This is a genomic window from Novosphingobium sp. P6W (assembly GCF_000876675.2).
Classification (GTDB): domain Bacteria; phylum Pseudomonadota; class Alphaproteobacteria; order Sphingomonadales; family Sphingomonadaceae; genus Novosphingobium.
The window spans coordinates 1,900,556-1,914,599 of the sequence record NZ_CP030353.1; the positions used below are offsets into that span (position 1 = coordinate 1,900,556).

Sequence of the window (14,044 nt, forward strand, 5' to 3'; positions counted from 1 at the left end):
CGCATGCTGTGATCAAGCCTGCCTTCCCATTCGTCGGTCTGCCGGTTCACCTTCGGGGAAACGTATTTTTGGATCAGGAAACCGTGGGCTCCGTGCAACTCCACACCTTCGAATCCAGCCTTGAATCGCGCGCTCGCTGCTTCTCCGAAGACGGCGATGATGCTGCGGATTTCATCGGCGGTGAGCGTCCGCACGGGTGCGCCGCCCGGTACGAATGGCTCTCTTCGATGGAACAAGTACTGGGGCTGATTACGTCACCGTTGGGCACGAGATTTGGAAAAGCGTTGTTATATCTGAAAGAAGGCCTCACCTCTTTCGTTAAGCGGTTCGCAGCCGTCCTCCGTAATCAACCATAGATCCTCCAAATGGACGTTTCCGCCGGCATCGAGGTGGAGCACGGGGCAATCCACGCTGACGACCATATCCTTGCGTATGACATGGTCGTCCTTTGCGAAGTTCAGGCTTCCCGCCTGGAACGCCTCGTCCGTATGGTATAATCCGACGCTATGCGTGCCGCAGGCGATTGCTACGTCATAGCCCGCCTGTTTGACGGCTTCATGGCCGATATGGCGTACATCCGAGTAGCGCAGTCCAGGACGAAGCGCGCGCGATATCGCATCGTTGGCGCATGTTGCCGCCTCGACCATGCGGATGATCATAGGGTCCGGCTCGCCGACGAAGACCGTCCGCCCGAAGTCACCGTAATATCCGGCGTAACTGCTGACTGCATCGATCTGGAAACTGCGCCCTTCGTGCAGGATGCCGTCCCTCCGGCGCATGGCCATGCTGTCGGTCGACATAAAAAGCGGGATACCTCCCCGGCGGCCGGTCGCCTCGAAGAATGCGAGGCGCAGGTCCTCGTAAGACTTACCCGCTCGCATCGAAAGAATTGCCTCTTTCGCCGCATCGGCGTTGCTGGATGCGGCGCGGCGCATCAGGGCGATCTCGGCCGATGACTTGATCATCCTGATCTGGCGCAGCAGCGGCTCGGCAGGCCGTAATTGCCCATCGAGGTCGAGCGCGGCTGCTGCATTCAGCGTGTCGACGGCAATGCTACCGGCAAAGGGGGCCGCAGCAGCTTTCAGCGCGGAAGCAGCGGTCGGATAGGCCGGTCGGCGAGAAAGAACACGTAACGTCGACGTGCGGCTTACAGCATCCATCGGATCGGGCCTGCCGCCGAAAGCTTCATTTAGGAAGATTGGCGGCGCGGCGCCCTCAAGTCCGTCAGGCGCAGTGTAGAGCAGGATGCGAACGGGATCTTCGCGAGGCACGTCATCCACATCATGAAGATAATGAATAAACTGGCTGGTGATGAGGACGACCGGCTCGCCGATCGCTGCCGGAACCACGGCAAATACTGTGCCAGACTGCCCCATGGTTACCATCTGCGGCCAGAAACCAGTCGCATGATAAATGTTCACGGGGTCTGACAGAATCAGCGCGGACACGCCGCAGGCACTGAGTACCTGCTCTGCCTCGCTGCGGTTCATCAGGGGAGCAAGCGTGTTCATGAAAAAATCCGTATTCTGTGCAGTTGAGAATTGACGGCGCTTCCTGTCGAGGCCCGTATTTGTAACGAGCCGGGCTCACCAGATTTCTGGGCGCCGGCGCGACGCGGGATCAGCATCGAAACCATTGGGCGGAACGGCTAGCCCCAGGTTCTCGCGCAGCGTAGTCCCTTCATACTCGCGCCGAAAATGTCCCCGTTCCTGCAAAATGGGCACGACCATATCGACGAAATCCTCCAGACCGCCCGGCAGAAACGGAGCGGAAATCACGAACCCGTCCGCTGCGCCGCCGTTCTCCCATTCGATGAGAGTGTCAGCGATATCTTCGGCCGTTCCGACGATCGTGTGCCCAGTGCGCCCGGCGGCGACACGGCGCGCCAATTCCGCAATCGACAGCATTTCCCGCTCCGAAAGCTCGAGAACGCGGTCGCGGGTCGAGTTTTGGCCCGCCAGCGCTTCGGCAGGCAACTCGAGCAGAGGCCCATCGGGATCGGCCCCGGACAAGTCCACATTGCCTAGCAGGCCCTCCAGCTTCGAGATCGCGATACGCGCGGGAATCAGGTCGTCCAGTTCGCGCTTCAGATCCTCCGCCTCGGCACGGGTACGTCCAATCACCGGAGTCACCGCCGGCATGATCTTGAGACTTTCAGGACTGCGCGAGAATTGCGCCAGTTGGGCATGCATATCTGCGCGAAAGGCCTGGGCCGTGAAGATCGTCGGGTGTGAAGTGAAGATGACTTCCGCATTGGCTGCAGCGAACTGCTGCCCGGTGGCTGATGCGCCTGCCTGCACAAGCACGGGATGCCCTTGGGGCGTGCGCGGGACCGTAAGTGGTCCGGCAACGCGAAAGTGCTCGCCTTGATGATCCACCGCGCTGATGCGGGCCGGATCGGTATAGGCGCCGCTCATCTTGTCGGCAACGACGGCACCGTCCTGCCAGCTATCCCAGAGCTTGCGCGCAACCGCCACGAATTCATCTGCGCGGGCATAACGGTCGGCATGGGCCAGATGAGCCTCGAAGCCGTAATTGTGTGCCTCGTTCTCCATTGTCGAGGTGACGATGTTCCAGCCTGCGCGCCCGCCGCTGACATGGTCGAGCGACGCGAAACGGCGTGCGACGTCATACGGATGGCTGTAGGTGGTCGAAGCAGTGCCGATCAGGCCAATGTTGCGGGTTGCAGCAGCAATCGTTGCCAACACTACCAACGGGTCGAGTTTAGGACTTTCCAGACCGGCGAACACCGCCTCGCCCTTGACCGGGTGGTAACCGACATAGTCGGCCAGAAAGACGCCATCAAACAGGCCTTTCTCCGCGGTACGGCCAAGAGCCTGAAAATAATCGGCATCGCACAGGGCATTGTCGGCGGCACGCGCATGGCGCCAGCCTGCGATGTGACCGCCCGTCTGCATGAGAAAAGCAAGCAATTTCATGACGTCGTGTCGCGCCTCGCCTAAAAATGATCGTATTTGGTCAACATGGTTGGGGGTGCCAGGCAGCGCTATCTGGCTGCCACCCGTACAGTCTTCCCAAGCAGCACGGCTGCGCGGCATACGCCAATCAGGAATTGTTGGGGGTGATAAGGGCTTCTGATTTCCGAAGCGAAGAAAACCGATGATACGGTGCACCCATCGAACGGCAGATTGATGACGGTCCACGTCGCAATATCGAAATTTCCAAAAAAATAAAAAACAAATTATCGCAGGAAGAACGATCTCAACACTCAGACCAAATTAATGGTCAGGGATCGAAATGGGGAAGCAGTAATGACCAACATTTCGGCGCGTCGCGGCGCCCTTCTAATGTCTTGTGCATCATTCGCGATAACTGGACTGTCTTCGGCGGCGAATGCGCAGGAGCAGAATACTAGTGCAGTCGCCGGCGCACCGGGTGATATCGTGGTCACCGCCCGCAAGCGGGGCGAAGACATTCTCAAGACGCCGATCTCGGTTACTGCGCTGTCCGGCCAGGATATGCAGAAGCGCGGTGTACAGTCGATCACCGACCTTGCCTCCTTTACGCCAAGCATGAAGATCGTATCGAGTTCGTCAGGCCGCAACGATCGTTCGTTCCAACAGGTAATCATCCGCGGCTTCACCCCGTCGAGCGCATCGGTGCAGACCGCATCGATGTTCATCGACGGCGTCCCCGTTTCCACCGCAACCGCGATTCAGACGATTTCCGACCCGGAACGTATCGAAGTTCTCAAAGGTCCGCAAAGCGCCTATTTCGGCCGGCAGACCTTTGCCGGTGCCGTCAACGTCGTGACCAAGACTACCCCGGACCGGCTCGAAGCCAGTTTCTCGGGCATGATAGGCACGCGTGACAACCGCGATGTTCAGGCGTCCATCGGCGCACCGCTGATCGAAGGCCTCGTCGGCTTCCGCGCTACCGTGCAGGAGACCGCCAAGAGCGGCTCCTGGAAGAACCAGGGCGTCCCCGGGCAGACCTTGGGCGATCAGCGCACCCGCGCCGCAACGCTGGCAATGACGTTCACGCCCGCTTCGAACCTGAAGGCTAAGGCCTTCGCGATGATTTCGAAGAACAACGATGGTCCGAACGCTACCGGGCTGCTCGCGGCGCATGCCGTTACGAACCCTTCCAATGGCGCGGTAATCGTTCCGGATTCTTCAAACTGCGCGTTCGGAAAGAACCGCTATTTCTGCGGAACCTTGCCCGGCCTGCCCGCCGGAGCGCCGTCGATGAACACGGTCAACACTCCCTTCATCCAGGACTTCCTTGCTAATCCGCGGGGACGCCTTGTCGATCCGGAGGACGGCGTACAGGGCTACGGCCTGCGGAGCCGGTTCTACCACCTGCACTTCAATGTCGATTGGGAAGTTGGCAGCGGCGTGACACTGTCTTCGCTCACAGGTTATAACAACGAGCGCCGCAGCCAGTTGTCGGATCTCGACCTCTACTACAACACGACGGCTCCGAACTCCAGCAACGCCGTTGGCACCGCACCCGGAGCGCCGACCTACTTCGATTATCCCTACCTCGTCGAGGCGATCAGCAAGGACTTCTCGCAGGAACTGCGCGCCAGCTATGACGATGGCGGACCGTTCACCGCGACCTTGGGCGGCAGCTACCTGAACGCGACTTTCCAGGGTGGCGGCGGCGGCAACAACGGCGCACTGGGTACCAGCCAGTTCAGCGTCGTTTCGGGCAAGACCCGCAATCGCACTTTCGGCGCCTTCTTCGGTCTGGGCTACAAGATCACGCCTGACATCAGCATCAACGTCGACGGTCGCTACCAGATCGACAAGATGTACGCCTATGCCCGCCCGGGTGGCCAAACGATCGCCTCGGCCGCTTTTGCAACGCCCGGCTTCTACGAGGAAGGTTCGGTTCTCGCACAGCAGACCTACAAGAACTTCACTCCGCGCGTGATCGTGAATTACCAGATCACGCCAGACACGATGGTCTACGCATCCTATTCGAAGGGCGTAAACCCTGCGGCCTTCAACACGGTTTTCCTTTCGAATCTCAGCCCGGCAGCGCAGGTTTTGGCCGCCGATGCAGGTCTGCGCATCGCGGTGGAGCCAGAAAAGCTCGACAACTTCGAGGTCGGCGCAAAGGGCCGCGCATTCGACAATCGCCTGCGCTACGCCGTAGCCGCCTACTACGGCATCTGGAACGACCAGCTCAATGCGAACGTCATCACCCTGGTCGATCCGGCAACCAGCGTGGTCTATAACATCCAGGCCCAGCTCAATACGGGCAAGGTCAAGATGTATGGCCTGGAAGGCGACTTCTCCTTCGCCGCCACCGAGCGCCTGACGCTTTCAGCCAATGGTTCCTACAACGAAAGCGACATCCGCAAGCTCAGCGCGCCGACGGTGACTGCCCTAACCGGCATCACCGACTTTACCGGTAATCACAATCCGCTGGCCTCACGCTACTCAGGTTCGGTTTCTGCGAACTACACGGTGCCACTGCGCGGTGACGTGGAAGTCTTCGGCCGCGCCGACTTTACCTACAAGTCGGGGGTTTACACCAATGCCTCCAACCTGACGAAGACGCCCGACATGACGCAAGTGAATTTGCGCGCAGGCTTTGGCAACGACCGCTTCACCTTCGAAGGCTTCGTGACCAACCTGTTCAACAACAAGGCTTATCCGGCAGCAACCGACTTCACCTTGCTGGAGCGCACCAACTCCTACCTCTCGCCGTTCTCCGGCGTTGCGGTGGCCTTGCGGGACTTGCGCACGTTCGGCGTGCGGTCGACCGTGAAGTTCTGATGAGCATTAGCGCGCGGTGCAGGACACGCGTCTTTCGCCGCGCGCAATCTTTAAAGACCCGCGCCTTATGTGAAGGCGATACCACAGGCGCGCTGCTTAGCGGCGTCGTACGCGGCCGCTGTTTTCCTCCTGCCGCCTGATGCCCCTATTCGGACAACACACCATGCTCCTCAACCGAGACCGCGCCGACGCCCTGATGGACCGCGAGGATATCGCCGTCGTCGTCGCCTCGACACCGATCAACACCTATTACTTGTCCAGTTGGGCGACCGACGCCAGTTGGGGCTTCGGCGACCTTGCGATGGCTATCCTGCCGCGCAACCATGCGCTTGACGCGGCGGTGCTGACCGTCGAGGTCGACATGGGCCAGCCACAACAGGGCCAGGGAACGTGGATGGCGGTGCGCGGCTATGCCCGCAAGCCCGGCATCGGGGCCGGCGGCGTACAAGGGGTGCTCACCGCAGAGGGCCTGCCGCAGAACCATCAGGAAGCGGTCGCCCAGTACTTGCGCGAACTTGGCCTCGACAGGTCGCGCGTGGCCTTCGAAGACCGGGGCCTTGGCCTCGACGTCAGCGCCTTGCTGGGCGGTACGATAGACGTGGTTCCCGCCCGCGATCTCCTGCGCGACATTCGCATGGTCAAGACCCCGGCCGAGATGGCTAACATGCGCGCGGCCGCGCGCAAAACCGAACTGTCGCTCCAGCTCTCCGCCGAAGCGCTGGCCGCCGGTGCCACCTGCGCCGAGGCCGAACGGGTGTTCTGGTCCGCCTCTGCTCTGGCTGGCGGACGTCCGGTATTTCTGTTGATCACCCCCTACCGTCCCGGTTTCGGCCGCCTGACCAAGAATGCGAAACTGCAGCAGGGCGACATGGTGACGTTCGACGCCACCGCCGAGTTCGCGCACTACACCAGCGACATCGGCCGCACCGCCGTGATCGGCGAACCTTCGCCGGAACAGCTGAAACGCTACAATGCCACTCGGCTGGGCTGGCACGCATCGCTTTCGCATTTTCGCGCAGGCGCACTCTCGACCGACGTGGAGAAGGCCGTCGTGGCCTCGATCCAGGCGCACGGCAACCCAGATTTCCGCGCCTGCGGGCTGCACTCGGTCGGGCTTGAACATACCGACCATCCCCATCCCGGCGGGGGCATGCACACCTTCGAGCTGGTCGACCGCATGGTTCTAAGCTGCGATCTTCCCTGGATCGGGACAGAAATCGGCAAGTTTCACTTCGAGGACATCATCTATCTTGACGGCGACACTGTCGAAATCCTCAACGATGCCGACGGCCGCCTGATGGCCTGCATCGACGGGCGTACAGTCCGTGTCGACTGAGCCCGCCGCCGTCCCATTTCCGCCCGTGCGCCAGACGCTCTGGCCCATGCTGCTGCTGTTTCTCGCCGCCATCTTCTATAGCATAGACAAGGCAATCGTCGGCGTTCTGGCAGAGCCCATCAAGGGCGACCTTGGCATCGACGATATCCAGATGGGCTTGCTCATGGGTCTCGCCTACTCGCTGCTTAGCGGTGTGTGCGGCCTGTGGCTCGGCTCGCTGGTCGACCGGCATGTGCGAAAGCGCGTGCTGGGCGGCGCCATCATCGTATGGAGCCTGTCGACTGCGCTTGGCGGCCTTGCACCCAACTTCGCGACATTTTTCTTGTTCCGCGCTCTGGTCGGCCTCGGCGAAGCGGCGGTAGCGCCTGCGGCGATGTCGTTGATCGCCGACATGTTCCCACCGGACCGGCGTGGCCGTGCGCTCAGTGCGTACCTGATCGGTGCGACCATCGGGACGGCATTGTCATCGGTGATCCCCGGAGCGATCCTGGCAGCGAACCTGCACATCACCTTGCCTGGCTACGGCCTCGTCATCCCGTGGCGAAGCGCTTTCCTGATGTGCGGCGTCGTCGGTCCGATCGTCGGGTTGGCCTTCCTCACCATTCGGGAGCCGGCGCGCCGAGGGCTTTCGCCCCAGCGCAAAACACCTGCGCGGGTCGGCGATAAGCTGGCCTACCTGATGCGCCAGCGCCGGTTGGTTATCCCGCTATTCGGAGGTTTCTGCCTCTATTACCTGGCGTTCGTGGGTGTCACATCATGGACTGCGCCGCTGCTGATGCGCACTTATGGCCTCACCCTTCCCCAGATCGCCAACCTGCTGGGCCTGGGCATGCTGATGGCCGGCATATCGGGCTACGTTCTCGGCGGTTTCGCTGCCGACAGCCGCAAATCCGGACGGATCGGCCTGATGGCCATACTGCCGCTGATCGCGCTGCCCACCGCCTTCGCTGGCTATGCGCCGGGAGTTGGCCTTGCCATCGCCGCACTGGCCACGATCAGCCTGACCACACCAATGCTCAACGTCGCCATGAACGCAACTGTGCAGGAAATCGTCCCCAACGACATGCGCGGGTTTTCCTATGCCTTTCTCAGCGTCGTCGCCGCTTTGCCGGCAGGCGCGGGCGGGCCTTTCGCCATCGCTTTCGTCTCGGAGAAGGTACTGGGCGATCCTTCGCGCATTGCGGATTCCTTCGTCTGCGTCGTCTTGCCCTGCCTCGTGCTGGCGGCGGCTTGTTTTGCGGCTGCTGCGCGTGCCTACGGCGCCGCCAGGGCAGACAGTGAACTCGCCCGCGTCATCGCCGCTAGCCACCTGTGATTTCTTCCGGAGCCATTGCCATGCCCGCCGCCAACCAGATGATCCTTGCCACCTTCATCCACAATAGCGGCGCACATCCCGGCGGCTGGCGCTGGCCCGGCGCGCCCGCTGCCGACCAGCACGACTTCGCGCATTTCGCGCACCTTGCCCAGACCGCCGAACGCGGCAAGATGCACTGCTATTTCTCGGGCGATTCCCAAGGCTTCCCGCATATCTCGGGCAAGGACGCCTTCGCCGCGACAGACTATGCCGGCAAGCTGGAGCCGACGACACTGCTAGCCGCGCTGGCGGTGGTGACCAAACACATCGGCCTGATCGCCACGGCTTCCACCACGTATAACGAGCCTTATGCGATCGCCCGCCGTTTTGCCTCGCTGGACCATATTTCAAAGGGCCGCGCGGGCTGGAACGTCGTCACCTCGGCCAGCGACGGAGAGGCGCGTAACTTCGGGCGCGACCTCAACATGGACCACGATGCACGTTATGCCCGCGCCGAAGAGTTCGTCGATGTCTGCAAGAACTTGTGGGACAGCTGGGAAGATGGCGCGATCCTGCGCGATCGCGAAGCGGCGCGCTATTTCGATCCCGCCAAGGTTCACGAACTCGACCACCGGGGCGAGCACTTCACCGTCGCGGGGCCGCTCAACGTGGCGCGGCCACCACAGGGTCATCCGATCATCGTTCAGGCGGGCGGATCGGGGCCGGGTCGCGCGCTTGCCGCCCGCACCGCCGACATGATCTTCACGGCCGCCAACTCGCTGGAGGTAGCGAAGGAATTTCGCGACGACATGCGCGCCCGCGCCGCCGCGTTCGGCCGTAATCCCGACCATGTGAAGATCATCCCTTCCGTCCAGCTGATGGTCCGGGCCAGCGAGGCGGAAGCCCGCCGCGCCGACCAGGAATTGCTCGACCTCGTGCCCGAAGCGCTTGCCCTCCGGACGCTCAGCCTCCAACTCGGCGTCGACCTTTCGCACCTCTCGGTCAACGACAGGCTGCCGGACCTCCCGGAAACCAACGGCGGCAAGTGGGTGCAGCAATCGATCATGCGAATGGCTCGCGCGGAAGACCTCCCCATCGGCCTGCTCGCCCGCCGCGTCGTCGTCTCACGTGCGAGCTTTTCTTACACCGGCACGCCTGAACAGGTCGCGGACCTGTGCGAAAGCTGGTTCCGCGCTGGGGGCGCAGATGGCCTATCGCTTTCGCCAAACTACCAGCCCGGTGTCCTGGAAGACTTCGTCGACCAGGTCATCCCCATCCTTCAAAAGCGAGGGCTGTTCCGCAACGAATACGAAGGGGATACCCTGCGCGAGAACCTTGGCCTACCGCGCCCGGAAAATGCATTCGTGACCAATCCCGCGCTTGGGTGCGAACCCCGCATGTGGGCCTGATCGCTCAGGCCAATCGAGACAAGGAAAAGCACCATGTTCAGCCGTCGTGACATCGCCAGCGCCATCGGACTTGCAGGCGCGATCAGCGCTCTTCCCGCTATCGCGGCCCCGACATCAGGCGCTAAGGCAAACACCGCACCCATGCCGCCGAAAGGGCCATGGACGCGTCAGTGCGACTTGCGCCGTGCGGGCGGCGTGCTGCACTATGCCGTGATCGGGGAGCCGGCAGCGGGCAAGCCGCCGGTGGTGCTCCTGCACAAATTGGGCGGCTGGCTCTCGGACTGGCGCTTCGTGGCGCCCCTGTTGGCGCAAGGCCGTCAGGTCTACGCCTTCGATCTGCCCGGCCACGGCGGTTCGCATTGGGACGGCGCAGCGCCCTACATCCAGTCCCTGGGTGAGACGGCGGCGCTGCTGGTTGGCGCCTTTGATGAACTGGGGTTCGACAAAGTGGATTTGATCGGCACTTCGCTGGGCGGCTGCCTTGCCGTACCGCTCGCCGCTTTCTGGCCGGAACGGATCAACAAGCTGGCGCTGGTGTCCTGCGCGCTTGGGCATCGCCGTTCGCTAGCGGAGATCAAGGCCGCGGTGGATGACAAGCAGGGTGCGTTGTTCGACAAGAACGGAGACCCGGTTCCCACTCCGCCGGAGCTGTTGACTCAGATCTTCGGCATCGTCAACACGGGCCCGATCAACGCAGAGGGTATCCTCAGCCGCAAGGCCGCCGGCAAGTGGATTCAGCCCTCGGAACGCGGTGTCGCCATTACTGAGATCGCCGGCACCATGAATCGCATCGCTGCGCCCACGCTGCTGGTCTACGGCCAGTTTGACAAAGCCTACCCCAAGTTCCGTTCCTCTGCGGAGGCGGCGCTGAAGCGCGGCAAGACTGCGGTGGTGGAGAATTCCGGCGCGTTCGTGATGCAAGACAACCCGCCGGCCACGGCACGCGTTTTGAAGGCGTTCCTCGACGAAGCGTGAAGCAGGCGGTCAATCCTGCTTGCGGGCGCACCATTGCCTGATGGTCGCCTTGAGCTGGCGTACGGTGCGCGTCTCGTAGCGGTCCTTGAGCGTGATGAAACCGAAGGCGGGCGCCGGAATCTCGGAGCCCGCCAGACGCCGCAGCGTCCCGCTCGCCAACTCTTCGGCGACCGCCTCGCAGGCAACCATGCCGATCATGCCGGAATGCAGGATCATCGCTTTCACGAAGGCGGCCGACGACGCCTTCACCGATTTGTTTTCACGAGAATATCCAAACTGCCGCAGGTTGTTCGCGACGTCGTCGTTGTCGAGCGGATCGACCTTTTCATAGGCCCTGACGTGGGCCCATACAAAGTCGGTTCCACGCGCGATCTCGGCCTGCGTCATGCTGAAAACCGGGTGTTCGGGCGTGGCGACAACGGCATATTCGCGCTTGAACAGCGGTTCGAAATCCAGCGTCTCGCTTGCGTAACCTTCGGGCAGGCCGCAAAATGCGAAGTCCAGTTCCCCCGCCGAAAGCAGGTCAAGCAACTGCGTGGTGTAGCCTTCGCGCACCCACATATCGACCTGGCCGCTTTGGTCCACGAACTGGCGCATCGAGCGGCTCATCATGTCGTTCATGAAGATCGGGTGGACGCCCACCACCAGCTTTGGCACGCGGTTCGCCTCCACCAGATCGCTGATGATCCGCTGCTCCTCCATCAACATGAGCCGGGCCCGCTGGACCAGCTTTTCACACATCTCGGTCGGCCGTACCCCGTTCGGTCCCCGCTCGAACAGGCTGGTGTTGAACTCCTCTTCGAGATGCCGAATGCTCAGTGTAAGCGCCGGCTGGGTGATACCCACAGCCTTGGACGCCTTGCGAAGGCTTCCGCTTTCGTAGATCGCGATCACCCGCTTTAGCTGCACGAGATTCACGGGATTTTCTGCTCCTTGAAGACGGGTAAAGCGCAATGTGTCACGTTCGTGCCCCCGCTCAAGTGCCTATCGCGCCGGGTCAGGTCAGGAACGCTTCGATTTCGGCCACCACGCGGGCGGTTTCCAGTTTGAGGACCCCGTGGCTGACGCCTTCGATATCCACGCGCCTTCCGTTTGGGAAACGGTGAGCATTCGCGACGGTTGGCGCCCACAAGTCGTCCTGGGGGTTCATCACCAGCACCGGCTGAAAGACTTGCGCCATGGCCGCAAGGAAGTCGTAGCGGTAGACCGAAATGTACCCCCACGGCATCCGTGCGCCAAGCCTCAGGCATTCGGCCATGCTAACGTGACGGTCCTCGTAGGATATGCGTGGGTCGCTAAGGTGCCCTATGATCGCCCAGAGCTTCTCGACATGCTGCAAGTCAGGTCCCGGCGGAGGGAATGCACCGAGCAGATTGGCCAGCTTGGCCTCGCGCTGTTCGGCGGGATACGCTGCCAGACCGAAAACGACGGCACGGCGGACGGTGTCCGGCAGGCTACGGGCCAACTGCGTAGCGATAAGCGATCCGGTATGAAAGCCCATGACATCGAACTGGCCTGCCGCGATCAGGCGCTGCGCAGCGAGGTCGGACATGCACTTCGCCATGATCTGGGCGAAATCCTCTATGGTGGCAGGTTCCGGCGGCGCATCGCTCATGCCGTAGCCGGGTGTATCGACGGCGATAACCGTGCGCCGGGCGGCCAGCGGTTCCATCACCGGAAGCCAGTCGCCGCTGTTGCTCGGCGTCTGGTGCAGGCATAACAGCGGAGGCAGGGGGGCGGGTGCCTCACACACGGCGATGCGGTAATGAAGTTGGCCGAAGCGGCTGGCGGTATAGCCGCGCAGGATATTAGGCATCATCAGTTCCGTTCGTCAGAAGAAATGGATGCAGCCGCGCGAAATGCGAGCAGCGCTGCAACGACGAAAGCGCTTACGCCTACCGTCGCCATCGATCGCCCGACCGCCATCGGCGAAGCAAAAACGTTTTCGGTCAGCCATGCCACCGCCAGCGGGCCAAGCGAGCCGCCAATAACGGTCATCACAAACGCATAGAGTGCGACGGCAAATCCCCGTACCTTGGTCGGCGCGATCTCGGAAATGACGGAAAGCATCGTCGTCCCATAAATGGCGCTGACCAGCATGACCTCGCCCAGCATGGCCATCGCCGCGGAACCGCTTCCGGCCAATATCGGAAGGCTGCAGGGAATGCCCGCCAAGGCAAGCAGACCGGCCAGCCGCATACGTCCCGCAGCGCCCGACCGCGCGCCGATACGGTCGACCACGATACCGGCCACGACCGCGCCTATGACTGACCAGACGATCTGGCTGGTGCCCAGGCCCTGTCCGGCGATGCCCACCTGATAGCCGAAGGCCCGCGTCAGGAACACGGCGCCCCAGCCGGTGGCAACCGACCCACCCATCGCGAATAGCGCCAGTGAGCCATAAAGCGGCAGGAAAGTCGCCTTTCGCGCTTTCAAGAGCCCAAGCCCCTGAACAAAGGAAAGCTTGATTTGCGCGTCTGCAGCAGAACCTTGCTCAACACGGCGCGCAGGCTCGCGCAGCAGGAACAACAGCACGACAATGAGCAGACCGAAGGCGCCGACCAGCGTGAAGGCAATACGCCACGGTGCAAGCAGACCGATCACCGGGAGCGCGGCGAAGGCTCCTTTGGGCGCCATGTCCAGAATTACGCCGCTGACAAGCGAACCAAGCCCATAGGCGATCATACTGCCGAAGACATAGAGCGCCATCGGCCTGCCACGTCGATGCGGCGGAAACAGGTCGCTGATCATCGTCACTGCGCAAGGGCCGAGCACCGCTTCACCTACCCCGATGAAAAGACGTGACGCGAACATCGACCCGAACCCTTGCGCGAACCCTCCCGCAATGGTCGCAGCGCTCCACACCATGATGCCGGCAATGAGAAGTCGCCGCCGATTGACCACGTCCGCGAACGCCCCGAGAGGCAAGCCCACCGTGACGTAAAAGATCGAAAAGGCAAACCCCTGCAACATAGCGATCTGCATCTCGCTGATCGCAAGGTCCTGCCGCACCGGATCGATAACCAACGCCAGCATCCCCCGGTCGACCGTGGACACGATCTGCGCAGCGAAAAGGGTGGCAACGGTAATCCATGCACCGACAGGACCAATTGCCCTAAGCGGTTTGGGCTCCTTGGACTGCATCATCAATTATTGCTCACTCCGGACCAGAAGGCCCACTACCTACGCGATCCGTCAGGAAGGTCATCGTTGGTAAGGTGATTATCCACCCTGTGACAAAAGCGATGAATCCAACAAATTGTTTATCACCCCCGCACCC

The 14,044-nt window shown here is 61.9% G+C and carries 10 protein-coding genes and 1 pseudogene; 5 read left to right on the forward strand and 6 right to left on the reverse strand.

From position 1 onward, the window contains the following. Positions 1-29: 29 nt before the first annotated feature. From TQ38_RS31540 to TQ38_RS24315, 3 genes and pseudogenes are all read right to left on the reverse strand, one after another. Positions 30-194 (reverse strand): annotated as a pseudogene (locus TQ38_RS31540) (NADH:flavin oxidoreductase); the annotation flags it as partial. A gap of 93 nt (positions 195-287) precedes the next feature. Then, the gene (locus TQ38_RS24310; protein ID WP_043970242.1) at positions 288-1,511 is read right to left on the reverse strand and encodes a Xaa-Pro peptidase family protein; all 1,224 of its coding nucleotides are present in this window, start codon (positions 1,509-1,511) and stop codon (positions 288-290) included. 75 nt (positions 1,512-1,586) lie between these two features. Further along, the gene (locus TQ38_RS24315; RefSeq protein ID WP_205316144.1) at positions 1,587-3,059 is read right to left on the reverse strand and encodes an LLM class flavin-dependent oxidoreductase; all 1,473 of its coding nucleotides are present in this window, start codon (positions 3,057-3,059) and stop codon (positions 1,587-1,589) included. A gap of 213 nt (positions 3,060-3,272) precedes the next feature. On the opposite strand from TQ38_RS24315, the gene TQ38_RS24320 reads away from it, so the two are divergent. The 5 genes from TQ38_RS24320 to TQ38_RS24340 all read left to right on the forward strand — a co-directional run bounded on the left by TQ38_RS24320 (position 3,273) and on the right by TQ38_RS24340 (position 10,764). Next, entirely contained in the window at positions 3,273-5,750 is a 2,478-nt protein-coding gene (locus TQ38_RS24320) for a TonB-dependent receptor (RefSeq protein WP_043970245.1), read from the forward strand. 163 nt (positions 5,751-5,913) lie between these two features. Next, positions 5,914-7,086, forward strand: a complete 1,173-nt coding sequence (locus TQ38_RS24325; RefSeq protein ID WP_043970247.1) for a M24 family metallopeptidase — start codon at positions 5,914-5,916, stop codon at positions 7,084-7,086. Beyond that, on the forward strand, positions 7,076-8,401 hold the full coding sequence (locus TQ38_RS24330; RefSeq protein ID WP_043970250.1) for an MFS transporter: 1,326 nt from the start codon (positions 7,076-7,078) through the stop codon (positions 8,399-8,401). Before TQ38_RS24325 ends, TQ38_RS24330 begins: the two co-directional genes overlap by 11 nt. A 20-nt stretch (positions 8,402-8,421) precedes the next feature. Further along, a complete protein-coding gene (locus TQ38_RS24335) occupies positions 8,422-9,789 on the forward strand; it encodes an LLM class flavin-dependent oxidoreductase (protein ID WP_043970253.1) in 1,368 nt (455 codons plus the stop codon). Positions 9,790-9,822: 33 nt separating this feature from the next. After that, the gene (locus TQ38_RS24340) at positions 9,823-10,764 is read left to right on the forward strand and encodes an alpha/beta fold hydrolase (protein WP_052505508.1); all 942 of its coding nucleotides are present in this window, start codon (positions 9,823-9,825) and stop codon (positions 10,762-10,764) included. A gap of 9 nt (positions 10,765-10,773) precedes the next feature. Here TQ38_RS24340 and TQ38_RS24345 read toward each other — a convergent pair whose 3' ends face one another. The 3 genes from TQ38_RS24345 to TQ38_RS24355 all read right to left on the reverse strand — a co-directional run bounded on the left by TQ38_RS24345 (position 10,774) and on the right by TQ38_RS24355 (position 13,911). After that, on the reverse strand, positions 10,774-11,682 hold the full coding sequence (locus TQ38_RS24345; protein ID WP_043970255.1) for a LysR family transcriptional regulator: 909 nt from the start codon (positions 11,680-11,682) through the stop codon (positions 10,774-10,776). A gap of 79 nt (positions 11,683-11,761) precedes the next feature. Further along, on the reverse strand, positions 11,762-12,583 hold the full coding sequence (locus TQ38_RS24350) for an alpha/beta fold hydrolase (RefSeq protein ID WP_240198085.1): 822 nt from the start codon (positions 12,581-12,583) through the stop codon (positions 11,762-11,764). Beyond that, positions 12,583-13,911, reverse strand: coding sequence for an MFS transporter (locus tag TQ38_RS24355; RefSeq protein ID WP_052505509.1), 1,329 nt, complete (start codon positions 13,909-13,911; stop codon positions 12,583-12,585). Before TQ38_RS24355 ends, TQ38_RS24350 begins: the two co-directional genes overlap by 1 nt. Positions 13,912-14,044 lie beyond the last annotated feature (133 nt).

Coding starts and splice junctions, on each gene's coding strand:
- TQ38_RS24310 (WP_043970242.1), bottom strand. CDS start 1,511: ATGAACACGCTTGCTCCCCTGATGAACCGCAGCGAGGCAGAGCAGGTA.
- TQ38_RS24315 (WP_205316144.1), bottom strand. CDS start 3,059: ATGCCGCGCAGCCGTGCTGCTTGGGAAGACTGTACGGGTGGCAGCCAG.
- TQ38_RS24320 (WP_043970245.1), top strand. CDS start 3,273: ATGACCAACATTTCGGCGCGTCGCGGCGCCCTTCTAATGTCTTGTGCA.
- TQ38_RS24325 (WP_043970247.1), top strand. CDS start 5,914: ATGCTCCTCAACCGAGACCGCGCCGACGCCCTGATGGACCGCGAGGAT.
- TQ38_RS24335 (WP_043970253.1), top strand. CDS start 8,422: ATGCCCGCCGCCAACCAGATGATCCTTGCCACCTTCATCCACAATAGC.
- TQ38_RS24340 (WP_052505508.1), top strand. CDS start 9,823: ATGTTCAGCCGTCGTGACATCGCCAGCGCCATCGGACTTGCAGGCGCG.
- TQ38_RS24350 (WP_240198085.1), bottom strand. CDS start 12,583: ATGATGCCTAATATCCTGCGCGGCTATACCGCCAGCCGCTTCGGCCAA.
- TQ38_RS24355 (WP_052505509.1), bottom strand. CDS start 13,911: ATGATGCAGTCCAAGGAGCCCAAACCGCTTAGGGCAATTGGTCCTGTC.